Annotated in this window: 18 protein-coding genes; 12 read left to right on the top strand and 6 right to left on the bottom strand. The window is 65.9% G+C overall.

Annotation, left to right across the window (positions count from 1 at the left end):
- Positions 1 to 3 precede the first annotated feature (3 nt).
- From gspD to ACVWWQ_RS14605, 3 genes are read left to right on the top strand one after another with little or no spacing between them, the layout of a single operon-like run.
- A complete protein-coding gene (gene gspD, locus ACVWWQ_RS14615; RefSeq protein WP_133951757.1) occupies positions 4 to 2622 on the top strand; it encodes a type II secretion system secretin GspD in 2619 nt (872 codons plus the stop codon).
- Positions 2623 to 2682: 60 nt separating this feature from the next.
- Complete coding sequence (hrpB, locus tag ACVWWQ_RS14610) at positions 2683 to 5205, top strand: ATP-dependent helicase HrpB (protein WP_133951754.1); 2523 nt, start codon at positions 2683 to 2685, stop codon at positions 5203 to 5205.
- 52 nt (positions 5206 to 5257) lie between these two features.
- Positions 5258 to 7993 carry a bifunctional diguanylate cyclase/phosphodiesterase gene (locus tag ACVWWQ_RS14605; RefSeq protein WP_457383448.1) on the top strand — a complete coding sequence of 912 codons (2736 nt, stop codon included), beginning with the start codon at positions 5258 to 5260 and terminating at the stop codon, positions 7991 to 7993.
- A gap of 12 nt (positions 7994 to 8005) precedes the next feature.
- On the opposite strand, the gene ACVWWQ_RS14600 is transcribed toward ACVWWQ_RS14605, so the two are convergent.
- Positions 8006 to 9400 (bottom strand): M28 family metallopeptidase, encoded by a 1395-nt coding sequence (locus ACVWWQ_RS14600; protein ID WP_133951752.1) that lies wholly within the window; start codon positions 9398 to 9400, stop codon positions 8006 to 8008.
- 143 nt (positions 9401 to 9543) lie between these two features.
- Between ACVWWQ_RS14600 and ACVWWQ_RS14595 the strand changes: the two genes are divergently transcribed.
- A complete protein-coding gene (locus ACVWWQ_RS14595; RefSeq protein ID WP_133951750.1) occupies positions 9544 to 10779 on the top strand; it encodes a TIGR03862 family flavoprotein in 1236 nt (411 codons plus the stop codon).
- 15 nt (positions 10780 to 10794) lie between these two features.
- On the opposite strand, the gene ACVWWQ_RS14590 is transcribed toward ACVWWQ_RS14595, so the two are convergent.
- Positions 10795 to 11571, bottom strand: coding sequence for a glutaminyl-peptide cyclotransferase (locus ACVWWQ_RS14590; protein WP_133951748.1), 777 nt, complete (start codon positions 11569 to 11571; stop codon positions 10795 to 10797).
- 29 nt (positions 11572 to 11600) lie between these two features.
- On the bottom strand, positions 11601 to 12980 hold the full coding sequence (gene dbpA, locus ACVWWQ_RS14585) for an ATP-dependent RNA helicase DbpA (protein ID WP_133951746.1): 1380 nt from the start codon (positions 12978 to 12980) through the stop codon (positions 11601 to 11603).
- A 93-nt stretch (positions 12981 to 13073) separates the two neighbouring features.
- Here dbpA and folB point away from each other — a divergent pair, with 93 nt between their 5' ends.
- From folB to ACVWWQ_RS14560, 5 genes are all read left to right on the top strand, one after another.
- Positions 13074 to 13433: a dihydroneopterin aldolase gene (gene folB, locus ACVWWQ_RS14580; RefSeq protein ID WP_133952049.1), complete on the top strand. Its 360-nt coding sequence runs from the start codon at positions 13074 to 13076 to the stop codon at positions 13431 to 13433.
- A gap of 131 nt (positions 13434 to 13564) precedes the next feature.
- Entirely contained in the window at positions 13565 to 14845 is a 1281-nt protein-coding gene (locus ACVWWQ_RS14575; RefSeq protein WP_133951744.1) for a mechanosensitive ion channel domain-containing protein, read from the top strand.
- A gap of 5 nt (positions 14846 to 14850) precedes the next feature.
- Positions 14851 to 15339: a 2-amino-4-hydroxy-6-hydroxymethyldihydropteridine diphosphokinase gene (gene folK, locus ACVWWQ_RS14570; protein WP_133952047.1), complete on the top strand. Its 489-nt coding sequence runs from the start codon at positions 14851 to 14853 to the stop codon at positions 15337 to 15339.
- 76 nt (positions 15340 to 15415) lie between these two features.
- Entirely contained in the window at positions 15416 to 16276 is an 861-nt protein-coding gene (locus ACVWWQ_RS14565) for a DUF6159 family protein (RefSeq protein ID WP_133951742.1), read from the top strand.
- Positions 16277 to 16285: 9 nt separating this feature from the next.
- Positions 16286 to 16684: a type II toxin-antitoxin system PemK/MazF family toxin gene (locus ACVWWQ_RS14560; protein ID WP_457383447.1), complete on the top strand. Its 399-nt coding sequence runs from the start codon at positions 16286 to 16288 to the stop codon at positions 16682 to 16684.
- A gap of 17 nt (positions 16685 to 16701) precedes the next feature.
- On the opposite strand, the gene ACVWWQ_RS14555 is transcribed toward ACVWWQ_RS14560, so the two are convergent.
- Complete coding sequence (locus ACVWWQ_RS14555) at positions 16702 to 17463, bottom strand: pteridine reductase (RefSeq protein ID WP_133951740.1); 762 nt, start codon at positions 17461 to 17463, stop codon at positions 16702 to 16704.
- A 70-nt stretch (positions 17464 to 17533) separates the two neighbouring features.
- Positions 17534 to 18328, bottom strand: coding sequence for a hypothetical protein (locus ACVWWQ_RS14550; RefSeq protein ID WP_099654427.1), 795 nt, complete (start codon positions 18326 to 18328; stop codon positions 17534 to 17536).
- Between the two features lie 210 nt (positions 18329 to 18538).
- On the opposite strand from ACVWWQ_RS14550, the gene ACVWWQ_RS14545 reads away from it, so the two are divergent.
- From ACVWWQ_RS14545 to ACVWWQ_RS14535, 3 genes are all read left to right on the top strand, one after another.
- Entirely contained in the window at positions 18539 to 20716 is a 2178-nt protein-coding gene (locus ACVWWQ_RS14545) for a TonB-dependent receptor domain-containing protein (protein ID WP_133951738.1), read from the top strand.
- An 89-nt stretch (positions 20717 to 20805) separates the two neighbouring features.
- Positions 20806 to 21999: an SAM-dependent methyltransferase gene (locus ACVWWQ_RS14540; protein ID WP_133951736.1), complete on the top strand. Its 1194-nt coding sequence runs from the start codon at positions 20806 to 20808 to the stop codon at positions 21997 to 21999.
- On the top strand, positions 21996 to 22418 hold the full coding sequence (locus ACVWWQ_RS14535) for a VanZ family protein (RefSeq protein ID WP_457383446.1): 423 nt from the start codon (positions 21996 to 21998) through the stop codon (positions 22416 to 22418). The genes ACVWWQ_RS14540 and ACVWWQ_RS14535 overlap by 4 nt, the downstream gene beginning before the upstream one ends.
- On the opposite strand, the gene ACVWWQ_RS14530 is transcribed toward ACVWWQ_RS14535, so the two are convergent.
- Positions 22395 to 24608: an LTA synthase family protein gene (locus ACVWWQ_RS14530; protein WP_457383445.1), complete on the bottom strand. Its 2214-nt coding sequence runs from the start codon at positions 24606 to 24608 to the stop codon at positions 22395 to 22397. The genes ACVWWQ_RS14535 and ACVWWQ_RS14530 overlap by 24 nt on opposite strands.
- Between the last annotated feature and the right edge of the window lie 44 nt (positions 24609 to 24652).

Genomic DNA, 24652 nt, shown 5'->3' with positions numbered 1-24652 from the left:
TCCATGTTCCGCATCCTCACCCAGCAAACCTTGCGCGCTGCCACCCTGGCGCTGGTGGTCGGCACGGCGGGCTGCGCCAGCCTGCCGCAGCCGCATGACGACGGCGCCCTGCAGCGCGAGGCGATGGCCGGCACGCAGAATCCGGTGCCGGCCCCGCTGCCGCTGAACACCCCGATGGAAACTGCCGCCGGGACCATCGCGGTGCCGGAAATCAGCCACGGCAGCGGACAGTTCATTCGCCCCGGCGCGCTGGCCACGCCGCGGCCGGCGGCCAGCGGCAGCGGCGCGGTCACCTTCAACTTCGAGAACCAGCCGGTGCAGGCGGTGGTCAAGGCGATTCTCGGCGACCTGCTGAAGCAGAACTACACGATCGTGCCCGGCGTGCAGGGCAACATCTCGTTCTCCACATCCGAACCGGTGGATGCCGGCCAGGCGCTGCCGATCCTCGAAACCCTGCTGGGCTGGACCGGCAACGCGCTGGTGCACCGCGATGGCGGTTACGTGGTGATGCCGCAGAAGGACGCGGTCGCCGGCAACCTGGTGCCCAGCCTCGGTGCTACCGCGCCGCAAGGCGGATTGCAGGCCCGGCTGTTCCCGCTGCGCTACATCTCCGCCACGGAAATGCAGAAGCTGATCAAGCCGTTCGCGCGGCCCGACGCTACCCTGCTCGCCGACCCTGCCCGCAACCTGCTGGTGATGTCGGGCACGCCGCAGGAACTGGCCAACTACCAGAGCATGGTGCGCACCTTCGACGTCGACTGGCTGCGCGGCATGTCGGTGGGCGTATTCAACCTGCAGTACGCCAAGGTCGGCGAGCTGATGCCGAAACTGGACGGGATGTTCGGCGTGCACGGCGACACGCCGCTGGCCGGCATGCTGCGTTTCATTCCGATCGAACGCACCAATGCCCTGGTGGTGATCAGTACGCAGTCCGATTACCTGCAGGAAGTCGGCGACTGGATTGCGCGCATCGATCGCGGCGGCGGCAACGAGCCGCAGTTGTTCGTCTACGACGTGCGCAACATCAAGGCGTCTGACCTGGCCAAGTATCTGGCCAACATCTACACCAACGGCGCCGGTGGCAGCGGTGCGGCGGACAGTGGTGGGCAGGTCGGGCCCGGGCTGACCGGTGCAACGCTTGGCAGTGCCGAGAATGCCGGCGCCAACAGCATGGGCAGCACCGCCGGCAGTTTCGGCAACTCCGCCGATGCCTCGCGCAGCGGCGGCATCAACGGCATGGACAACGGTTCCGGTTTCAACAACGGTGGCAGTCGCGAGGCAGCCGGCACCGGCCAAGGTGGTGGCTTTGGCAGCAATGCGGGCGGTTTCGGCGGCAACGCAGCGGGCGGCAATGCCGCCGCCAACGAGCAGCAGTACGCCTCCAGCGATGGCAGCGTGCGGATCAGTTCGGTCGACAGCAACAACCAGCTGCTGGTACGCGCCCGGCCCTCGCAATGGGAAGAGATCAAGTCGGCGATCAGCAAGCTCGACAACGTGCCGATGCAGGTGCAGATCGAGACCCGGATTCTGGAGGTCAACCTCACCGGTGAATTCCAGTTCGGCGTGCAGTGGTACCTCGAAGGCCTGACCGGCAGCAGCACCACCGCCGACAGCAGCGGCAACTCGACCTTCACTCCGGGGCAACCCTATCGCCACCGCCAGATCGGCCTCGGCCAGGGTGGCAATGCGTTTGGCGGCGAGCCGTTCTTCTATTCGTTCCTGAACAGCAACCTGCAGGTCGCCGTGCGCGCGATGGAGACCAGCGGCAACACCAAGACACTGTCGGCACCGTCGATGGTGGTGATGAACAACCAGACCGCCAGCATCGCGGTGGGCAACCAGATTCCGATCAACCAGACCAGCGTGAACACCGGCATCGGCACGCCGACCAGTTACAGCCAGGTCAATTACATCAACACCGGCGTGATCCTGAACGTGCAGCCGCGGATCAATCCGGGCGGTCTGGTCTACATGAACATCAGCCAGGAAGTCAGTCAGGCCGACAAATCGGTGCCGCTGGTCAATGGCAATCCGGCGATCTCGCAACGCAAGCTGGCCACCCAGGTAGCCGTCCAGAGCGGGCAAACCGTGCTGCTGGGTGGGCTGATCGAGCAGGCCGAGGGCAATACCGATACCGGCATTCCCGGTCTCAACCGGGTTCCCGTGCTGGGGCGGCTGTTCGGCAGCACCAACCGCAGCCGCAATCGCACCGAGCTGATCGTGCTGATCACCCCACGGGTGATTCGCGGCGGTGCGGATGCCAAGCAGATCACCGACGACTACCAGAGCAAATTCGAATCGCTGGCGCCGTTGCGCAAGGAGGCCAATGCTGCTCCGGCGGCCGCCGCGATCACGCTTCCGCTGCCTGCGTCGCCGACCCCGGCACCAAGCTGGCCCGAGCAGATGCAGGAGCATGCGGAAGCGGCACTGGGCAAGGGTGACTATCTGAATGCGCAAAACCTGGCGATCCAGTCGTGGCAGCAGGGCACGCGACGTGGCGCGCTGTGCGAGCGCAACTGGCAGGTGGTGATCCAGGCGCGCCAGCATGCGAATGATCCGAAGGGCCTGGACCTGGCGCGCAAACGACAGGCGACCTGCAGTGCGCCGGTCAAGTCGCCGTAACGCCACGCAGTGGCGGAGCAGGCAGGCCTGCTCCGCCCGCAGCCACTATCATTCGCGCGGATGACTGCATCCACGCCGCACTTTCCGATCACCCCGCTGCTGCCGCAGATCGTTGCCTCGCTGGCGGCACATCCGCGACTGGTGCTGGAGGCGCCGCCGGGTGCCGGCAAGACCACCCAGGTGCCGCTGGCCCTGCTCGACGCCGGGTGGCTGGCCGGCCAGAAGATCGTGATGCTGGAGCCGCGCCGCATCGCCGCACGTTCCGCCGCGCAATTCATGGCGCAGCAACTCGGCGAAGCGGTGGGACAGACGGTCGGCTACCGCATCCGCTTCGAGTCGAAGGTGAGTGCCGCCACCCGCATTGAAGTGGTCACCGAGGGCATCCTGACCCGGCTGATCCAGCACGATCCCGAGCTTTCGGGGATCGGCGCGATCGTGTTCGACGAATTCCACGAGCGTCATCTGGCCGGTGATCTTGGCGCGGCGCTGGCGCTGGACGTGCAGGCAACCCTGCGGCCCGAGCTGCGCCTGCTGCTGATGTCGGCCACGCTCGATGGCGAACGCATCGCACAGTGGCTGGACGCACCGCGGCTGTCCAGCCCCGGCCGCAGCTTCGCGGTGCGGATCGAACATCCGCCGGCGCGCACCCAGGAAAGCCTCGAACACCATTTGGCCAGGGTGGTCCGGCAGGCGCTGGAAGAAAATGAGGGCGACGTGCTGGCCTTCCTGCCGGGTCGACGCGAGATCGAGCGCACCAGGACCGTGCTGGCGCAGACGCTGACACGTGACAACGTCGACGTGCTGGCCCTGCATGGCGAACTGTCGCTGGCCGAACAGCAGGCGGCGCTGGCGCCGGCGGAAGCGGGCACGCAGCGGGTCGTGCTGGCGACCAACGTGGCCGAGTCGAGCATCACGTTGCCGGGCATTCGCGCGGTGGTCGACAGCGGGCTGGCGCGGGAGCCACGTTTCGATCCGAACTCGGGTTTCACCCGACTGGAAGCGGTGACCATTTCACAGGCTTCGGCCGACCAGCGCGCCGGTCGCGCCGGTCGCGTGGCGGAAGGCACGGCGTATCGGCTGTGGCCACAGAGCCGGCGGCTGGAGTTGGCGCGAACCGCGGAAATGGCGCAGGCCGAACTGTCCTCGCTGGCACTGGAACTGGCCGCCTGGGGCATCTCCGCGAGCAGCGGCGCCGACCTGCCATGGCTCGATGCGCCACCGTCCGGTGCCCTGGCGCAGGCCCGTGAGTTGCTGCAGCAACTCGGCGCGCTCGGCCACGACGGGCGCATCAGCGCCCTCGGCCAACGCATGCTCGACCTTGGCAGCAGCCCGCGACTGGCGGCGGCCGCCTTGCGCGCGCCAGTGCCGTTGCGTGCGCTGGCAGCTGATCTGCTGGCCCTGCTGGATGCGCGCTCGCCGCTGCGCGGGGAGCAGTCGCGCAACGACGACTTGCGCGTGCGGCTGACGGCGTTGCACGGGTGGCGTGATCGTCGCGGCAGCTTGGCACGCGACGCCGACGCCGGCGCGCTGGCGGCGATCGAGCAGGCCAGCAAAGGCTGGCGTCGGCGGCTGGAGGTGAAGACGGCCGCCAGCGGCGTACCCCACAGTCACAGTGTCGGCGAATTGTTGATGCATGCCTTCCCCGATAGGGTGGCGCGTCGCGATGAAAGCAACCCCCTTCGTTACACCCTGGCCAACGGTCGCGGTGCCCGTCTGCACGAGAACACGGCCTTGCTGGGGGAGCCATGGCTGGTCGTCCTCGAGTTGCGCCGTGACAGTCGCGACAGCCTTATCCTCGCCGCCGCGCCGCTGGACCCGCGCGCGCTGGAGCGCGATTTCCCCGCACGCTTCACCCATCAACGCAGCCTGCGCTGGAACGAGCAGCGCGCGGCCGCCGAAGCGTTCGATGAGCGACGCTTCGGCGCGATCGTGCTCGAGCGTCGCAGCGTCCCGGTGAAGTCCTCCGATGCGCTGCCCGCGTTGCTGGCGGCGGTGCGCGCCCGCGGCCTCGATACGCTGCCCTGGAGCGAGCACGCGCACCGTCTGCGTGCGCGGATGCAATCCCTGCGTGGCTGGATGCCGGAGCTCGGATTGCCTGATGTTTCCGATGCCGCACTGCTGGCGTCACTGGAGGAATGGCTGGCGCCGTGCCTGCACGGCCGGCATCGACTCGATGCGCTGGCACCGGAGGATCTGACGCAGGCACTGGCGTCGCGCCTCGACTTCGAACAGCGCCGCACGCTGGATGCGCAGGCGCCGGAAAGCCTGCTCGTGCCCAGCGGGCAGAGTCGCCGGCTCGACTACGTGGAAGGCGAGCCGCCGGTGCTGGCCGTGAAGCTGCAGGAATTGTTTGGCCTGGCCGATACCCCGCGGGTCGGCGCCGGCCGCGTGCCCGTCACCCTGCATCTGCTGTCGCCCGCCGGACGGCCGATCCAGGTGACCCAGGATCTGAAAGGCTTCTGGGAGCGAACCTATCCGGAGGTGAAGAAGGAGCTGAAGGGGCGCTATCCGCGACATCCCTGGCCGGACGATCCGTGGACCGCGACGCCGACGCATCGCGCCAAGCCGCGCGAGCGGCGCTGACGTTACTGCGCCATCGTGACAATTCAAGCACAGGGCGCTCCTGTACCATCCGATGCAACGGACCTACGTGGTGGGCGATGTGCCAGGACACATGGATCTCAACGAGTTCGGGTTGACGGACAAGGACCGTCGATCGGCTGACGACGCCGCGCTGATGGTGAAGCCGTCGCCGTCGCGCCTGAGCGCGATCCTGTGGAGCCTGCTCGCCCTGCTGGTCGGGCTGATGCTTGCGTTGGCGCTGAACCATCAGCAGCAGCGGCGGCAACAGCTGGAGCAATCCCTGGTTCGTGGCGAGTTGGCCGCCAAGACGTATGCGGCGCTGCAAACGAAACTGCACGCCGCCGAAGGGCTGTTGCGTGCGGTGCAAACGCTGTTCCTCGCTTCCGACGAAGTCACGGCTGCCGAGTTCAGCACTTTCTACACCAACCTGCGTCCCCGCGAGCAGTTTCCGAGCATGCTTGCCCTGGCCTATGCCCGGCGCGAGTCGGGAAGCCACGGCGAGCTCTACGTGACTCGCTGGGTGGAACCATCGGCGGGAAATGATGCCGTGCTCGGGCTGGATGTGGGGGCGCAGCCGAAGAATCTCGAAGGGCTGCTGGCGTCACGCGACAGTGACCTGGCCACCCTGTCGGCGCCGTTTCGGCTCATCCAGCAGGCCGGCGCGTCCGCCGCCGCTGCCGCGGACGCGGACGATGGCATCACTCTTCGCCTGCCGGTATTCAGTCCCGGGAGTTCACCGCAAACCCTCGAACAGCGGCGTCAACGCATTCGCGGCTCCATAGCAATGTCCTTCAGTGCCAGCAGCCTGATCGACAACGCGATACCCGACGACGTGAAGCGCGAGCTTCGCCTGCAACTGAGCGACATTACCGACCGCGCACATCCATTGCCTCTGTTCGATTCCGCCCCCGGTGTTGCGGAACCTGTCGGCGCTTATCGGTTCGAGCGCCCACTGGTTTACGGCGGCCGAACCTGGGACGTGCTGATGCTGTCGCTCGAAGGGAGCTCGGCGGCATTCGAATGGGAGGATTCGCCGCTGCCGGCCGGCCTGCTGGCCAGCCTGCTGTTTGCACTTCTGGTGTATTCCATTGTCAGCACGCGGCAACGCGCGCTGGAACTGGGCTGGCAGATGAGTCGGCGCTACCGCGAAAGCGAGGAGCGTTTCCGCGCATTGAACGAACTGCTGCCCGCACTGGTGCTGCTGGCTGAGTTCGAAGGCGGACGGATCACCTACGCCAACCACGCGGCGCGCGACCGTCTGGGCGATGACCTGACCGAATACCAGCTGTCGGACCTGTTCGAGGACGCCGAGCTGCGGACCCAACTGCAACAGCCTGATACACGCGGCTGCAGCCGGATCGACGCCTGCCTGCAAAACGAAGCCGGCGTGCGCTTCTGGGCCAGTGTCGCGATCTCGCGCGTGGCGTTGAGTGGTCGCAACAAGCTGCTGATGGTGGCCAGCGATATCAGCGAGCAGCGCAAGCTCACCGAGTTGCTCAGCCACCAGGCCAGCCATGATGCGTTGACCGATCTCTACAACCGGCGTGAATTCGAACGTCGCCTGCAGGAGTCGCTGGTGGCGGGGCCAGCGGCTTCGCCGGTCGTGGTGCTGCTGTACATCGATCTTGACCAGTTCAAGCTGATCAACGACACCTCGGGTCATCTCGCCGGCGATCAGTTGCTGGCCCAGCTGTCGGGCGTGATGCGCAAGCAGCTTGGCGGCAGCGATGTGCTGGCCCGGCTCGGCGGCGACGAGTTTGGTGTGCTGCTTACCCATGTGCGCGATCAACAGGAGGCCGAACAGGTCGCCGAGCGTGTTCGCCGCTGCATTGACGGTTACGTCTTCCTCTGGGAACAGCGCAGCTACACGATCAGCGCCAGCATCGGCGGGGTGCTGGCCGAGCCAGCGGGTGTCTCGGCAAAGGACTTGCTGACCCAGGCCGACACCGCCTGCTACATGGCCAAGGAGGCGGGCCGCAATCGCGTGCACTTCTATTCCGAGCGTGACGATCAGACCGTGCGCCGGCGCAGCGAAATGGAGTGGGCCAATCGGCTGCGCTGGGCCGTGGATGAACATCGGCTGCAGCTGACCTATCAGGAAGTGTGGCCGCTGCCTTTGCATGACGGCGGCGAACCCGGTATCGAGATGCTGCTGCGTTTCCGTGAGGAATCCGGACAGCTGGTGGTGCCGGGCGTTTTCCTGCCGGCCGCGGAGCGCTACGGCTTGATGCCGGTGGTGGATCGTTGGGTGATCGAAACCACGCTGGCCAATTTTGATCGGCTTCACCCCGCCGGCAAACGACTGGACATGGTCGCCATCAACCTGTCCGGCGCCAGCCTCGAGGACGCGACGCTGGTGGAACGCATCATCAAGTTGTTGCGCCGCTATCGGGTGGAGCCCTCGCGGGTCTGTTTCGAGATCACCGAGACCGTGGCGGTGCGCAATCTTTCCCAGGTGGCGCGCTGCATGGCCGCATTGCGCAGCGCGGGTTGTCGCATCGCGCTGGATGACTTCGGCGCGGGCATGTCCTCATTCACCTATTTGAAGAATCTGCCGCTCGACATCATCAAGATCGACGGCAGTTTCGTGCGCGACATGCTGACCGATCCAGTCAGTCACCTGATGGTCAAGGCGGTCACCGACATCGGTCACCGGCTGGGCCTGGAAGTGATCGCCGAATGGGTGGCCGATGCCGAGACGGTGCAGGCACTGACCGCCCTGGGCGTGAACCGGGTGCAGGGCTTCAGCCTGCACCGACCGGAGCCGGCGCTGTTCTACCTGGACTGAGCGGCTCCTGAGTCACGGCTTCCCACTGGGTACCGCCACCGCCGGCGAGCGCTCGAAGCTGCCGGCGTAGCCGGGAAACACCACCGGGCTTTCGTAGCCATTGGCTGATACGGCCGAGACGCCGAAATACCAGTCGTCGATCACCACGTCCTTGATCACCGCATGGTCGACGTCGCCCACGGCACGCTGGTACTGCCACTGCGGCGCGGTGGTATCGCGCCAGTGCACGCGATAGCCGGCCGCGCCGGGGACCTTGTTCCAGCGCAAGGTGGTGTCGGTGGCCAGTGCGCCTGCGCTGTCCACGCCGGTCGGTGGCGCCGGTGCCCGGCTGAGCGTCGCCATGGTGATGCTGTTCAGCGCGGTGATGCGGGCCAGATAGCGGAAGTCGATGCCGTCGATGGTGTCGCCGTAATGCACGCCACCCTCGCTGCGCAGATCCTGATGCTGGCGGGTGTAATCCTCGTGCGGCTCGGTCACCCGCACCGCCGGAAAGCCGGCTTCGAGGAACGGCACCTGGTCACCACCGCGAGCATAGCGGTCGGTGCGATAGACCATGTGCACGCGGAAGTCGGGCAGGTATTGCCCGGCCACGCTGGCCATCAGGCGGGCGAGGTTGCGCGACGCCGAATCCACTTCGCCACCGTGATAGCGGCGGTAATTCGCCTGCGCCGGTGTTTCGTTGCTCTTGGTGCCTTCGGAGAAAATCCGCACGCTGGTGTTGTCGCGCGCGCCGTTCTGGCCGCGACTGTTGCCGACGATGTCGTTGTTCAACTCCGCTTCCACTTGCCAGTCATGGGCCACGGCGTAGTCCGCCAGCACCTTGCCGCCATACAGCCCCTGTTCCTCGCCCGACAGCGCGGCGAACACGAGGGTGGCGTCGTTGTCCTGCTTCGACAGCAGCCGTGCCGCCTCGATCAAGGCGGCCACGCCGGAGGCGTCGTCGTTGGCGCCGGGCGCGTCGCTGTGGCTGTTCATCACGTCAGTGACCCGCGAGTCGAGGTGACCGGTCATCACGATCACCCGTCGCGGGTCGCCGCGGCCACGCTTGATCGCGACCACGTCCATCACTTCGGTCGCCACCGGAATGCGCTTGCCGGTAAACATTTGCGACGGCGTGATCACCTCGATGCAGCCACCGCACTCGCGGGACATCGCCTCGAAGCGACGCTTCACCCAGCGTCGTGCCGCGCCGATGCCGCGGCTGTCCGAGGTGGTGTCGGACAGCGTATGCCGGGTGCCGAAGCCCACCAGCTGCGTGATCGTGCTGCGCAGTTCGGCCTCGCTCGGCGCACTGGCCAGCGCGTGCAGCGCCGGTTGTTCGCGCGGCACGGCTGGCAGGGTGGCGGCCATGCCGGCACTGGTCGTTGCCAGCAGGAGCATGGAAAGCAGGGGCGTGCTTCGACGCATCGGGAACAGCCTTCGGAAGGAAGGGCCAACCATACAACGTCGTGCCCGGGCCAGAGCTCCGCGGCAGCCGCGCATCGCGCATCGCCTGCACGCCACTTTCCGGTGTCTGTTGCTTGTGCGGCGGCGCATGCGACCATGCACGGATGAATCGGACCAACTCTCCCCGACTGGCAATCATTGGCGGCGGTCCGGCGGGACTGATGGCGGCCGAAGCGGCCTGCGCCGCCGGCATGGCGGTCGACCTGTATGACGCCAAGGGCTCGGTCGGACGGAAATTTCTGCTGGCCGGCAAGGGCGGCCTGAACCTCACCCATGACGAACCCCTGCCGCGCTTCGTCGAGCGTTACGGCGCGCGTCGCGACGAGGTGGCGCCTTGGCTCCAGGCGTTCGACGCGCAGGCGCTGCGCGCCTGGGCCAGCGGGCTTGGCGTCGAGACGTTTGTCGGCAGTTCCGGCCGCGTGTTTCCGCGTGACCTGAAGGCGGCGCCGTTGCTGCGTGGCTGGTTGCGCCGGCTGCGCGAATCCGGGGTCACCTTCCACATGCACCATCGCTGGCTGGGCTGGCAGGCGCACGATGCGCTGCATTTCGCCACGCCGCAGGGACAGCGGGTGGTGTCGGCGGAGGCAGTGATCCTCGCCCTCGGTGGCGCCAGCTGGCCGCAGCTGGGTTCCGATGGCGCGTGGGTGGTACCGCTGCAGCAGGCCGGCATCGACATCGCATCGCTGCAGCCGGCGAACTGCGGTTTCGAGATTCCCTGGAGCGAGCATCTGTCCAGCCGTTTCGCCGGTGCACCGTTGAAGCCGGTAGTGGCGCATTGGGTGGATCGCCGGGGCGTTGCCCATGCGCGCCAGGGCGAATTCGTGCTCAGTGAATACGGCATCGAGGGCAGTCTGATCTATGCCATCGGCGCCGACCTGCGCGAGCAGATTGCTGCGCAGGGCGAAGCGATGCTGCGGCTGGATCTGGTGCCGGGCTACACCGAAACGGTGCTGGCCGAACGGCTCGCCGCGCCGCGTGGCAAGCACAGCATCGGCGACTGGCTGCGTCGCCGCGCCGGCCTGGATCCGGCGAAATGCGCGTTGGTGTTCGAACTCGCCAACAAGTCTACGCTGGCCGACCCAACGGCGTTGGCGGCGCAGCTGAAAGCGTTGCCACTGCGCCTGCGTGCACCACGCCCGGTAGCCGAGGCGATCAGTACCGCCGGAGGCGTGCGGCTGGAAGCGCTGGATGAAAATCTGATGGTGCGTGATCGCCCGGGTGTGTTCTGCGCCGGCGAGATGCTCGATTGGGAAGCGCCCACCGGCGGCTACCTGCTCACCGCCAGCTTCGCCAGTGGACTGCTGGCCGGACGTGGTGCGGCGCGCTGGCTGAAGCGCTGACCCGCTGCGCCTTGCTCAGTTGGCGCTGCGCGGCACCAGCTTGATCTCGAACAGCGTCGGCCAGCACTTGCCGGTGACGAACAGACGCTTGTGCTGTGCATCCCAGGCGATCCCGTTGAGCACGTCGTCGACCGGGTTCGGCAACTGGCTGTTGTCGAACAAGCCGGCCAGATCGATCCAGCCGACCACGCGGCCGCTCTTCGGATCGATGCGCGCGATGCGCTCGGTCAGCCACACGTTCGCGTAGATTTCGCCGTCGACCCACTCCAGTTCGTTGAGATGGGTGACCGGCACGCCATCGGCGGTGACCTGGATGCGGCGGACTTCGGCCAGCGTTTCCGGATCCAGCACGCGCAGTTCCGCGCTGCCGTCGCTCATGTAGATGTGCTTGTCATCGCGGGTCAGCGCCCAGCCTTCGCCGGGATAGTTGAAGGTTTTCTTCGGCGTGAAGCTGGCTAGGTCGTAGACGAAACCGGTCTGGCTTTGCCAGGTGAGCTGGATCATCCGGTCTTTCCAGTCGACGATGCCTTCGCCGAAGTACTGCTTCGGCAGGCGATGACGCTGCACCACTTCTCCCGTTTCCAGATCGACTTTGCGCACGGTCGACTCGCCCACCTGGCCCGTGCTTTCGTACAAATGGCCGTCCTTGTAGAACAGGCCTTCGGTGTACGCAGCGGTGTCATGCGGATAGCTGTGCACGACCTTGAAGCCGTAGACCGGAATGGCCGCCCACGCGGGCGTGATTGCAGCGAACAGGACGAGGGCGAGCGTGCGATGGAACCAGTGCGGCATGGCAGGAGCTTCCGGCAAGGTGGACGCGCTCAGCCCAACGGCCGCACGCGGAAATTCCGGCCTTTGATCTTGCCGGCGCGCAATCGTTCCAGCGCCTTGTTGGCCAGTTCGCGGGTGATCGCCACGTAGGCACGGGTGGCGAACACGTCGATCTTGCCGATGTCCTTCGCGGCCAGCCCGGCGTCGCCGGTGAGTGCGCCGAGGATATCGCCGGGGCGCAGCTTGTCCTGCCTGCCGGCGTCGATCACCAGCGTTTTCATCGGCGCCAGATGCAAGGTCTTTCCGCGCGCTGGAGCGACCTTCAGCGGGCGCCACGGCAACGGCGTGCCGTTCAATTCCTCGATGTTCGCGGCCTTCGGTCGTTCGCGCGGCGTGCACAACGTGATTGCGAGGCCGGCCTGGCCGGCGCGGCCGGTGCGGCCGATGCGGTGGGTGTGGGTTTCCGGGTCGTGCGCGATGTCGTAACTGACCACCAGCGGCAGCGCCACGATGTCCAGTCCGCGTGCGGCCACGTCGGTGGCCACCAGCACGGCGCAGCTGTGGTTCGCGAAGCGCACCAGCACCTCGTCGCGGTCACGCTGGTCCATGTCGCCATGCAGCGCCAGTGCAGAGAAGCCGCGGCGGTCGAGTTCCTGCGCCACTGCATCCACCTCGCGACGCATGTTGCAGAACACCAGCGCCTGATCGACGACCGCGCCGCTCAGCAATTGCGCCAGCGCATCGGGTTTCTGTGTCGGCTCCACCTCGTGGAAACGCTGCTCGATCGCCGGCTTTTCATCGACCGGCGCATCCACCGTCACCTCGACCGGATTCTTTTGCACGCGCTTGCTCACCTCGCGGATCTCGTCCGGATAGGTGGCCGAGAACAGCAGCGTCTGATGGTGCTTCGCGATGCGGCCGATGATGTCGTCGATCGCCTCGGTGAAACCCATGTCGAGCATGCGATCGGCTTCGTCCAGCACCAGCACCTTGATCCCACCGCCATGCAGGCTCTCGCGCTTCAGGTGTTCCTGCACGCGGCCGGGCGTGCCCACCACGATGTGCGGGTCGTGCGTCAGCGAAGCCAGCTGCGGGCCCAGCGGCATGCCGCCGCACAGGGTCAGCAATTTCACGTTGGGAATGTTGGCCGCCAGCTTGCGGATCGCCTTGCTGACCTGGTCGGCCAGTTCGCGGGTCGGGCACAGCACCAGCGCCTGCAGCCGGATGACGTCCGGGTCGATCGACTGCAGCAGGCTCAAGCCGAACGCCGCGGTCTTGCCGCTGCCAGTCTGGGCTTGCGCGATCACGTCACGGCCCTCGAGCATCGGCGGCAGGCTTTGCGCCTGCACCGGCGTCATTTCGGTATAACCGAGGGTGTCGACGCTGGCGAGCAGGGCGGGTTTGAGCGGGAGCGTATGGAAGGCGGTCATGTGCCTATGATCGCACGGGCGCCCGGCGGCGACTTGCATCCGCGCGCCGGCTCGCCGACCCTGTACGGCTATCGCCTCTTGCCGACCACCGCCATGGATATTGTTTTCATCGAAGATTTGCGCATCGATGCCGTCATCGGCATCTACGACTGGGAGCGGCGCGTGCGGCAGACGCTGGCGTTCGACATCGAGATGGCGTTCGACAACACGGTGCCGGCGGCCAGCGACGACATCGCGCTGACGCTGAACTACAAGGACGTGTCCAAGCGTCTGATCGACTATGTGGGCGCGTCCAGCTTCGGCCTGGTCGAGACGCTGGCCGAGCGCTGCGCAGCGATCATCCGCGAGGAATTCGGGGTCAGCTGGGTGCGTTTGAAGCTGTCCAAGCCGGGCGCGGTACGCGGCGCGAAGTCGGTTGGGGTACGCATCGAGCGCGGTCTGCGACCGCAGTAAGACGGCGCCAGTGGTTGTTTCATCGGCGTCGGGTCCCCATCCTTTCAGGTTGACGTGATTTTCCGCGGGCCATGCCGCCCAGAGCCGTGCGCTGTTTTCGCGCACGGACCCACGAGCCGACAGGAACCCTGATGCAAAACCTGCAAGACCTGCTTGAACTTCCCTGGATGCGCACCACGCTGGGCGTGCTGGCCCTGCTGGGGTTGGCGTGGCTGGCGGGGGAGTTGGTGCGCCTGCTGTTGCGCCGTGTGGTCACCGGCATTGCCCGGCGCACGTCGACCCGTTGGGATGATGCACTGCTGGACTACGGCACGTTCCGCTGGCTGGCGCGAGCGTTGCCAGCGCTGATCGTCCAGTACGGCATCGTGCTGGTGCCGGGGGTGCCGGCGAGTACCGAAGGCTTGATCGGCAACCTGATGACGGCGCTGGTGGTGTTCTGCATCGTGATGGCGATCAGCGCCGCACTGTCGGCTTCCGAGGACATGTACCGGCAGACGCCGCGTGGCCAGCAGCGCTCGATCAAGGGGCTGGTGCAGCTGATCAAGATCGGCCTGTTCATCGTCGCCGCGTTGATCATCATCGCGGCCATCACCGGCAAGCAGGTGGGGTTGCTGCTGTCCGGCGTGGGCGCGATGTCGGCGGTATTGATGCTGATTTTCAAGGACACCATCCTGGGTTTCGTGGCGGGCGTGCAGCTGTCCTCGAACGACATGCTGCGGGTGGGCGACTGGATCGAGATGCCGCAGCTGAACGCCGATGGCGACGTGATCGACATTGCGTTGCACACGGTCAAGGTGCGCAATTTCGACAAGACCATCACCAGCATTCCGAGCTGGCGGCTGATCTCCGATTCGTACAAGAACTGGCGTGGCATGCAGGAAACCGGTGGCCGGCGCATCAAGCGCGCGATTTACCTTGATGCGGCCAGCGTGCACTTTCTCGATGAGAATGAAATCCGGCGACTGTCGCGACTGCGCCTGCTGGCCGACTATCTGCCGTCGAAAGAGCGCGACGTGCAGGAGTGGAATCAGGCGCTGGGCGAGGCCGCAGGTCTGCCGGCGAACCGCCGGCGGCTGACCAATCTGGGTACGTTTCGCGCCTATGTGCAGGCGTATCTGGACGGGCATCCGCGGGTTCATCGCGAGTTGAGCTGCATGGTGCGCCAGCTGGCCAGTGGTCCGCAGGGCATTCCGCTGGAGTTGTACTGCTTCACCACGACGGTGGTGTGGGCCGAATACGAAGGCATCCAGTCCGACATCTTCGATCACCTGTTCGCCTCGTTGCCGGAGTTCGGGCTGGCGCTGTATCAGCAGCCTTCGGGGCAGGACGTGCGGGCGGCGCTGGCGTTGCGCGACGAACAACCGGCAGAATCGACCACGGCGCAACCGGCGGTCGAACTCGACGAGGCATGAAATCCGTGGCGCGTGTCTATCTGAGTCTGGGCTCCAACCTCGAGCCGCATCGTCATCTGTCTGCCGCACTGGCGGCGTTGCGCGCGCGGTTCGGTGCGCTGGTGGTGTCGCCGGCGTATCGCAGCGCGGCGGTCGGCTTCGACGGCGGCGCCTTCGTCAACCTCGCCGTTGGGCTGGACACCGAATTGCCGCCCGAAGCGCTGAACGACTGGCTGCACGCGCTGGAAGACCTGCAGGGGCGCCGGCGCGACGTTCCGCGCTACTCCGACCGCACGTTGGACATCGATATCGTGTTCTATGACGACCTCGTGCTCGACGGCCCCGGTCACCTGCAGATTCCCCGCAACGAGTTGCAACATGCCTTCGTGCTCAAGCCGATCGCGGATATCGCGCCGGACTTCCGGCATCCTCGCAGCGGAGCGCGCATGGCCGAGTTGTGGGCAGCGTTTCCGGCGGGCGCCGAGCCACTTCAGCGCGAAGTGCTGGTGGAATAAACGACACGCACTTTCGCGCTGCCGCAACGGATGCTAGAAAGGGCGCAGCCAAAGTGGCACAGGACGGGGAGCGGACATGGCGGGGAAATTTGCACGCAGTTGGGCGTTGATGAAGGCGAGTGCGGCGGTGCTGCGCTCGGACAAGTCGTTGCTGTTGTTTCCGCTGTTGTCCGGCGTCTGCACGCTGCTGGTGGCGGCGAGCTTCCTGATTCCGGTGGGCATGATGGTGTTCGGCGGCGCCCATGTCGGCGAGGGTATGCATGAGCGCATGTCGGTCGGCAGCTACCTGCTGATGTTTGTGTTCTATCTGGTGCAGTACTTCGTGATCATCTTCTTCCAGACCGCGCTGACCGGCGTGGCGCTGATGCATCTGCGTGGCGAACCGACCAGCGTGCGCGCCGGCCTTGCGCTGGCCCGCGCGAAGCTGCCGCAGATCTTCGGCTATGCACTGATCGCCGCTACCGTCGGGCTGCTGCTGCGGATGATCCAGGAACGGCTCGGCCTGATCGGTCGTCTGGTGATCGGTTTCATCGGCCTGGCCTGGACCGTGGCCACCTTCCTGGTGGTGCCGGTATTGGCCAGCAAGAATGTGGGCCCGGTCGACGCAGTGAAGGAGAGCGTCGAACTGCTCAAGCGCAGCTGGGGTGAAAATCTGATCGGCAACGGCGGCATCGGCATCGTGTTCAGCCTGATGATGGTGCTGGCGGTGCTGGTCAGTGCCGCGCTGATCGGCGGCGCAGTGGCGTTGCAATCAGTGGCCGCGATCGCGGTGGCCGTGGTGATCGTGATCGTCGGTTTCATCCTGCTCGGCCTGGTCCAGGCCTCGCTGCAGGGCATCTACGCCGCCGCACTGTATCGCTATGCCGAAGCCGGGGAGGCCAGTGTGGGCTTCGACCAGGCGTTGCTGCAGCAGGCCTTCGCGCCGAAGAAAAAATAGCGCGCCCCCGTGGACAGGCAGGCATTCGCGCGATCGGAAGTTGGCAACCGCGTGATCAGTCGCGGGGATATTTTCTGGATGGCCGCCGATGAGGCGAGAGGTTCGCTGCCCGGGTCACCGCATCCTCATGTGGTGGTGCAGGAGGATGTGTTCAATCATTCGCGCATCGGCACGGTGGTCGTCTGTGCCCTCAGCTCCAACCTGCGCAGGGCGTCGGAGCCGGGCAATGTCCTGCTTGATCCGGGCGAGGCGGGCCTGGACAAGCACAGCGTGGTGGTTGTCTCGCAAGTGTCCTGTGTCTACAAGGAACGGCTCGGCGAACACATCGGTGCGCTTTCATCTGCGCGGGTTGACAGCATCATCGCGGGTCTGCGCTTTGTCCAGCGGGCTTTCCACCATCGACCCTGAGAACGGGCCGCCATCGTTCATACCGACAGCGTTCTTCCGCCGTCCACCCGGATGATCTGCCCGGTGACAAACGGCGCGTCGCGCAACAGCCACCGCACCGCACTGGCCACGTCATCGGGTGAGCCGGCGCGTTGCAGCGGTGTGCGTGCCAGCATCGCCTGTTGGTCGTCATACGGCTTGCCGTCGCCGGGCCACAACACGGCTCCCGGCGCGACGCCGTTGACGCGGATGTCCGGGCCCAGATCCAGTGCCAGCGAGCGGGTCATCGCGGCGAGTGCGGCCTTGGCCATGCAATAGAGCGGATGATCCGCCAGCGGGCGCTCGGCGTAGATGTCGATCAGGTTGACGATGCCGCCACGCGATGCGCGCAAGGCGGGCGTGGCCGCCTGGCTGAGGAAGAACGGTGCCTGCGCGTTGGAGGCAAACAGCTCGTTCCATTGCTGCGGCGTGGCCGTCTCCAAAGGGGTGGCGAAGAACGCCGAGGCATTGTTGACCAGCGCGTCGAGGCGACCGTAATGGGCCAGCAATTGGTCGATCATGGCGTGCAGTGCCGGCAGTTCGGCAAGCTCGGCTTGCAGCAGCAGGGTGCTGCCGCGGCGTTGTGTTTCCAGCTCATCGGCCAGCGCGCGTGCTTGGTCGGCGGAATGACGGTAGTGCAGGGCCACGTCGTAGCCGGCCGCATGCAGGGTGCGCGCAATCACCGCGCCGACCCGTCGGCCGGCGCCGGTGATCAGCGCCACCGGCCGATCCGCGTCGTGGGGATCATGAATAGGTGACATGCGGCGGCTCCGGCAAACAGACAACCTGCAGCTTGCCGCAAAGCCGCACCAACGTCATCCGGATTGCGCTCTACTCAGGCTGCTTCTTGCGCGTCTTGCCGGCGGCCTTGCGCGCCGTGCTGGCAACCTTGCGCGCGGCACCGGCGACGGCCTTGTCGACCAGCTTGTCGGCCACCCGGCGCATCGCTTTGGCTTTCGGCTTGGGCTTCGTTGACACGTCGGGCTTGCCGCTGGCTTCGTCGTCCGCGCCGCTTTCGTCCTCGATCGTCACTTCACTCTCGAACATCTCGATCGCGGTATGGGCGACTTGTCCGGTGTCGTAATACGCATACGCGCCGACGCCGAGCGCCCCCACCACCGGCAGCCAGCGCGACAGGCCCTTGCTGAGGGTGCGCTGGGTCAGCTTCACGCCGATCTGTTTGGCGACGCGTTCCACCACGCCGTAAGACACGCGCCGGAAAACCAGTCGGTCGCCCATGCGCACCACCAGGTCGCGGAACGCCTGCGCCGCGGTGTGACGGAACAGACACCACATCATCTGCTCGCGCCCCAACGTGGCATGGCGACCATAAGCGGCGGCGATGTCGCTGACCATCTGACCCTGGATTTTCCAGATCGCGATCAGCTCCGGCAGCAGGGTCAGCCAGCCCAGCGGACCGGGCGGCAACGCCAGCGAGCCGGCGGTCAGTGCGGCTCGCTGGGCAGCGCGATTGGCCAGTCTCCGCGCCTCGATGGCGGGCTCCTTGCTGCTGCCGATCTTGCTGTCGGGCACCTCGCTGACGAAATCGAGAATCGCCGCGGTGATGCGGCCCGGTTCGACCGGGGCGGGCACGGCGGCCACTTGCTGGCTGCTGGATTTGGTCATGCGTGACTCCATGAGGCGGGCAAGGCGCGGCGCGCGACCTTGGTTGTCCGTGCAGTCTATGGATGTCGCGTGAAGCGGGGCTCAATGCGACGCGCCGGCGGCGTGCTGCTGGATCAAGCGGAAGGCATGACTTCTGACCCGGGGTGATTCCTTGTTTGTGATGTTATAACATAACAACCAAATCACTTCGCCCCTGTTGGAAGCTCTCTCATGAAGCCCACTCTGCTCGCCCTGAGTCTTGCCGCCGCGCTGGTCACAACCACCGCTCACGCTGCCGTTCCAACCGCTCCTTTGGCGGCGCCACCAGCGGCGGCCAATGGCGATGACCCGACCGACGGCGGCAGTCGCAACCGGCAGCCGCAGGTGCAGGAGCTCGGCCCGATTTCGGTCTCGGCGGCGCTGGATCAGGCACGCAACGCGCTGTCGCCGGATACCGGCAGCAGCCAGTACGTGATCAGCCAAAAGGCGATCGCGCAATTGCCGCTGGGCCCGTCCACGCCGATCAACCAGGTGCTGCTGCAGGCGCCCGGGGTGGTGCAGGATTCCTACGGCGGCCTGCATGTGCGCGGTGATCACGCGAACCTGCAATACCGTATCAACGGCGTGATCATCCCCGAATCGATCGGCGGCTTCGGACAAAGTCTGGACGCCCGCACGATCGATACCGTGAAGCTGCTCGATGGCGCCTTGCCGGCGCAGTACGGCTTGCGCACGGCCGCCGTGGTCGACATCACCACCAGGAGTGGGCACGACCTCGGCAACGGCGGCAGCGTTGGCATCACCGGTGGCAGCCAGGGCACGCTGAACCCGAATGCGTCGGTGTGGGGCAGCAACGATCGCTGGAGCTGGTTCCTCACCGGCAACTACATGGAGAACGACGCCGGCATCGAGAATCCCACGGCCAGCAAGAAGCCGATCCACGACCACACCCATCAGGCCAAGGGCTTCGGCGACATCAGCTATCTGATCGACAACGATACCCGCCTGAGCTTCCTGTTCGGCGTCGCCAACAATCGCTTCCAGATACCCAACAACCCGGGGCAGACGCCGCAGTTCGGCTATCTCGACACGGTCGATTTCAACTCCGCCGACTTGAACGAGCGCCAGCGCGAAAACACCCGTTTCGGCGTGCTCGCCCTGCAAGGCAAGCTTGGTGCTACCGACTACCAGGTGTCGGTCGGCCAGCGTTACAGCAGCCTTGTCTACACACCCGACCGGATCGGCGAACTGATGTTCAACGGCGTCGCCTCCGCGGTCAGCCGCAGCAACCGCGCCAGTACCTTGCAGGCCGACTTCGCGATGCCGCTGGGCAATCGCCACACCTTGCGCTACGGCGTCTACGGCAGCTTCGAGCGTGCGGCCAGCGGCAACGATGCGTGGGTGTTCCCGGTGGACGCCGATGGCACGCCGACCAGCACCACGCCGCTCAACATTCTCGACGACAGCCGCCTCAGCGCGAAGACCTGGTCCGCCTACGTGCAGGACGAGTGGAGCTTCGCGGACAACTGGACCATGAATTACGGCGTGCGCGGCGACCGCTATCAGCTGCAGCGCACCGAAACCCAGTTGAGCCCGCGCCTGGGCCTGGTCTGGCAGGCTGCGGGCGGCACCGTCGTGCATGCCGGCTACTCCCGCTACTTCACGCCGCCAGCGACCGAAATGATCGCCAGCAGCAACATCGCCAGATTCGACGGCACCACCAACGCGGTGGCGGATAACGGCAACAACATGCCGCTGGCCGAACGCTCGGACTATTTCGATGCCGGCATCTCGCAGAACATCGGCACCGCCTGGACGGTTGGTCTGGATGCCTATTACCGCAAGGTGCAGCGCCTGCAGGACGAAGGTCAGTTCGGCTCCGCGCTGGTCTATTCCACGTTCAACTACGCCGCCGGTCGGGTGAAGGGCCTGGAATTCACCGCCAATTACGAGCAGGGACCGCTGTCGGCGTATTTCAACGCCTCGCTGGGCAAGGCCATCGGCAAGCGCATCATCACCAGCCAATACAACTTCGCTCCGGATGATCTGGCCTGGGTCAACGACCATTACATCTTCCTCGACCACGACCAGAAGCTGACCTCGTCCGGCGGCATCAACTACGCCTTGAGCGAGCGAACCCGCGTGGGCGCCGACTATCTGTTCGGCAGCGGCCTGCGCAAGGATGGTGAGGTGCCGAATGGTGCCTCGCTGCCGGCGTACTTCCAGTTGAACCTCAACGTATCGCACGACTTCGCCTTCGACGGCTTCGGCAAGCTGCATACCCAGCTGGCCGTGCTCAACGTGCTCGATCGCACCTACGAGCTGCGCGACGGCAGCGGCATCGGTGTCGGTGCGCCGCAGTTCGGTCCGCGCCGCGGCGTGTACCTGAGCCTGCAGAAAGACTTCTGAGCAGGGCAACGCGTGACGGTTTTGGCCATCACGCGGGTTCATCGGCGTCATCCGTTATCCTTGCGGCGCTGAAATCCAGAGCCGCAAGCATGAAAAGCCGTTTACCTGAAGCCAGCGCCGACGAGCGCGCCCACTCCGACCACTTGCTGCAACTTTTGCGCGAGCAGATCGCCTCGCACGGTCCGATGCCATTTGCGCAGTACATGGAACGCTGCCTGTACGCGCCAGGGCTGGGCTATTACAGCGCCGGGCGCACCAAGTTCGGTGCGGCCGGCGATTTCGTCACCGCGCCCGAACTGGGCGAGCTGTTCGCCGGCTGCGTGGTCAATGCGGTGCAGCCGGTGCTGGCGATGCTGGGTGATGCGGCCGACTTTCTCGAGCTGGGCGGCGGCAGCGGCGCGTTCGCCGAGTCTGCGCTGAAGGCGCTGGCAGCCAGCGGCACGTTGCCGCGCAATTACCTGATCCTGGAACCCAGCGCCGACCTGCGCGAGCGCCAGCGCGAGCGGCTGCGGGCCAATCTGCCGGCCGAGCTCAACGCCCGCGTGGCCTGGCTGGATCGCCCGCCCGAGCAGGACTGGCGCGGCGTGCTGTTCGCCAACGAGGTGATCGACGCCCTGCCAGCCACCCGTTTCACGGCGCGCGCCGGTGAAATCTACGAGGAGCACGTGGTGCTGGACGGCGAAGGTCGTCTTTTGCGCACCGATCGTCCGGCCGATGCGCTGGTGTCCGGTGCCGTGCGTCATGTCGAGCGTGATCTTGGTGCCGACTTTGCCGACGGCTACCGCTCGGAAATACTGCCGCAGCTGCCGTACTGGATCCAGGCGGTGGCCGGTTCACTCACCTCCGGCCTGATGTTGTTCATCGACTACGGTTACGTGCGCCGCGAGTTCTACCTGCCCGAACGCGACGACGGCACCCTGATGGCGCATTACCGCCATTACGCGCACAACGATCCGCTGTACCTGCCGGGTTTGAATGACCTCACCGCGTCGGTCGACTTCACCGCGCTGGCCGAGGCCGGCAACAGCGCCGGCTTCGGTGTGGCGGGGTATTTGCCGCAAGCCCAGTTTCTGATCGGCGCGGGCTTGCAGCAGGTATTTGAGGACGCCCACGAAAAGGCAGCTGACGAGCACGCCCGATACCGGCTTTCGCAACAGGTGAAGCGCCTGATGCTGCCCGACCAGATGGGCGAGCGCTTCCAGGCAATGCTGTTCGCGCGCGGGCTGGACGCGCTGCCGCTGCCGGCGGAGTTGCTGGCGGCCGACCAGGGCGGGCGGCTTTGAACGAACCCGGACCGGTCCATCCGTCCACGCGGCTGCGCTGGCACACCGCCTGGGTGGTGCTGGGCGCGTTGATCATGGCCTGGACGCTGTGGATGGCGTTGACGCCGGATCCGGACATCACCCTGGATTTCCCTGACGGCGACAAGCTGCTGCACGCGACCACCTTCACCTGCCTGATGGGCTGGTGGGGCAACGTCTATCGTGAACGCCGCCCGCGCGCCTGGGCTGCGCTCGGCTGTCTGGCGTTCGGCGTCTTCATCGAGTTTGCGCAGTGGCTGGATCCGCCCCGCGATGCCGATGCCTTCGACGTGCTGGCCGATGGCATCGGCATTCTCATCGCACTGCTCTTGCTGCGTACTCCGCTCGCCAGGGTGCTGGCGAGCGTGGAAGCCTTTTCAATGCAGCGTCGCGGGCACTGATCCAGTCGAGCTGGCCGGTGCGGGAGCCGTGCTCGCCGGTGCGGGAGCCGAACTGGCCGGCGCAGGCAGCGGTTCCACCGGCGTCGAATCGGCCGGGCGGCGCACCAGCTGGCCGCGCTTGAACAGTTCGCTGGCGACCTGGTAGTAGGCGATGGCGTCGGCGATCTGCTCCTGGTTCTGCGGCTCGATCGGGGTGGCGTCGCCGGTGGCGTAATCCGGCTTCATCTGCTCCAGTTTGCGCTGTGGTTCCAGCACGGTGAGCACGTCGTCATGCAGGTAGCCGAGCTTCTCGTAGGTGGCCGGGAACGCGCGCTCGCGTCCCGCTTCCAGCTGGAACAGGTCGTAGCCGAAAAAGCGCGTGCGGTAGCTGAAGTTGAGCAGGCCGAGCACGGTCGGCGCGATGTCGACCTGACCCATCAGCCGGTCCACCCGCTGTGGCTTGATCTGCTTCGGCGCGTAGATCCACAGCGGGATGTGATACCGGTTGATCGGCACGCTGGTCTTGCCCGCGCTGGAAGCGCAATGGTCAGCGGTGATCACGAAGATGGTGTCGTCGAAATAGGATTTTTCGCGCGCGCGCCGGATGAAGTCGCCGATCGACCAATCGGTGTACGCCACCGCACCCTCGCGGGTGCCGTTGGCCTGCTTCACGCGGCCGGCCGGAAAGGTGAACGGGCGGTGGTTCGAGGTGGTCATGATGTGCAGGAAAAACGGCTTGCCCTCGGCGTGGATCTGGTCCATCTGGCCCAGGGCCAGCGTGTACAGGTCCTCGTCGGCCACACCCCACACGTTTTCGCCGTGAATCGTAGCGTTCTTCGGGATGTCGCGCCGGTCCACCGCGCGATAGCCGTTGCTGCCGAAGAACTGGTTCATGTTGTCGAACTCGCCATACCCGCCATAGACGAAGTCGGACTGGTAGCCGCGATCGTTGAAAATGTCGGCCAGCGAGAACAGGTTTTCGTTGTTGTGCGCCTTCACCAGCGAATCGCCCGGCGTCGGCGGCACCGACAGCGCCAACGCTTCGAGTCCGCGCACGGTGCGTGTACCGTTGGCATACAGCTTGTCGAAGAACAGGCTCTGATCGACCAGTGAATCCAGATACGGGGTGATCTTCTCCTGGTTGCCAAAGGTGCCGAGGTAATCGCCGGACAGGCTCTCGACGCTGATCAACACCACGTTCAGGCGCTTCTCCGGACCGTTGCGACGGATCGCGCGGGTGAGGTCGCGCGGGTCATTGCTGACGTAGCTGGAATCCGGTGTTTTCAGCATGTCACGCACGCGGCGATAGGCTTCGTCGTCCGGCAGGGTACGGTAGAACTTGGCGTAGTCGAGATGACTGCTGCGGAACGCGTTGAAGAACTGGTAGATGCCGTTGCCGGCCAACTCATTGACGTAGTTGTTGCCGGTGCGGTCCTTCATGCCGCCATTCACCGCGGCCACCGAGATCACCGTCAGCACCAGCCAGAGCAGGACCACCTTGCCACGTTGCCAGAAGCGGCTGCCATCATCGCGCGCCCGCAGGCCGCGCCGACCGAGCGCAAACACCACCAGTGCAAGCACGGCCAGCAAGGCCACCCACAGACCGATCGGATAGGACTCGCGGATATTGCCGATCACCTCGGTGGTGTAGACCAGATAGTCCACCGCGATGAAGTTGAAGCGCACGCTGAATTCGTTCCAGAACACCAGCTCCGATGCACCCACGAACAGCAGGCCGTAGATCAGCAGCAGCGCGAACACGTACAGCACCCACTGGCCGATGCGCGAGGTGTAGGTGAACGCCGCCAGCGGCAGCACGAACAGGAACGGCAGGAACACCGGCCAGGTCTGCTTGAGACTGGCGTGGTAATGCAGGTGCAACGCGCCGATGCAGAGCGCGCAGGCCAGCGCCATGGCGGCGGCGTAGATCAGCCAGCGCAGCAGCGGCGCCATTCGCCGGGAGCGGGTCGGCACGATCCACAGGAACAGCACCAGCGGCCAGGCCACATAGATGAAGGTGACCACGTCGTAGAACAGTCCCACGCCAAAGGCATAGGCCAGGTTGAATGCGGTGTGCGGCACCTCGGCGCCGGACATCACCAGCAAGGCCACGCGGGTGGCGAAGCTGATCGCAAGATAAGTGATCGCCAGCCACAGCAGCGGACGGAAGCGCTGGCGCAAGGGGGAGGTCGGGTTAAAGGCGCTCGACACGGGCAACTCCGGCAAAGGTAGACAGCAGCCGCCCGCGCGGGGCG

The sequence above is a fragment of the Rhodanobacter sp. TND4EL1 genome, assembly GCF_054061035.1.
This window is presented reverse-complemented; position numbering and strand designations above follow the sequence as displayed.

What these genes read in the sequence shown, in the direction of transcription:
- gspD (WP_133951757.1), top strand. Translation starts at nt 4, where the DNA reads ATGTTCCGCATCCTCACCCAGCAAACCTTGCGCGCTGCCACCCTGGCG.
- hrpB (WP_133951754.1), top strand. Translation starts at nt 2,683, where the DNA reads ATGACTGCATCCACGCCGCACTTTCCGATCACCCCGCTGCTGCCGCAG.
- ACVWWQ_RS14605 (WP_457383448.1), top strand. Translation starts at nt 5,258, where the DNA reads ATGCAACGGACCTACGTGGTGGGCGATGTGCCAGGACACATGGATCTC.
- ACVWWQ_RS14600 (WP_133951752.1), bottom strand. Translation starts at nt 9,400, where the DNA reads ATGCGTCGAAGCACGCCCCTGCTTTCCATGCTCCTGCTGGCAACGACC.
- ACVWWQ_RS14595 (WP_133951750.1), top strand. Translation starts at nt 9,544, where the DNA reads ATGAATCGGACCAACTCTCCCCGACTGGCAATCATTGGCGGCGGTCCG.
- ACVWWQ_RS14590 (WP_133951748.1), bottom strand. Translation starts at nt 11,571, where the DNA reads ATGCCGCACTGGTTCCATCGCACGCTCGCCCTCGTCCTGTTCGCTGCA.
- dbpA (WP_133951746.1), bottom strand. Translation starts at nt 12,980, where the DNA reads ATGACCGCCTTCCATACGCTCCCGCTCAAACCCGCCCTGCTCGCCAGC.
- folB (WP_133952049.1), top strand. Translation starts at nt 13,074, where the DNA reads ATGGATATTGTTTTCATCGAAGATTTGCGCATCGATGCCGTCATCGGC.
- ACVWWQ_RS14575 (WP_133951744.1), top strand. Translation starts at nt 13,565, where the DNA reads ATGCAAAACCTGCAAGACCTGCTTGAACTTCCCTGGATGCGCACCACG.
- ACVWWQ_RS14565 (WP_133951742.1), top strand. Translation starts at nt 15,416, where the DNA reads ATGGCGGGGAAATTTGCACGCAGTTGGGCGTTGATGAAGGCGAGTGCG.
- ACVWWQ_RS14555 (WP_133951740.1), bottom strand. Translation starts at nt 17,463, where the DNA reads ATGTCACCTATTCATGATCCCCACGACGCGGATCGGCCGGTGGCGCTG.
- ACVWWQ_RS14550 (WP_099654427.1), bottom strand. Translation starts at nt 18,328, where the DNA reads ATGACCAAATCCAGCAGCCAGCAAGTGGCCGCCGTGCCCGCCCCGGTC.
- ACVWWQ_RS14545 (WP_133951738.1), top strand. Translation starts at nt 18,539, where the DNA reads ATGAAGCCCACTCTGCTCGCCCTGAGTCTTGCCGCCGCGCTGGTCACA.
- ACVWWQ_RS14540 (WP_133951736.1), top strand. Translation starts at nt 20,806, where the DNA reads ATGAAAAGCCGTTTACCTGAAGCCAGCGCCGACGAGCGCGCCCACTCC.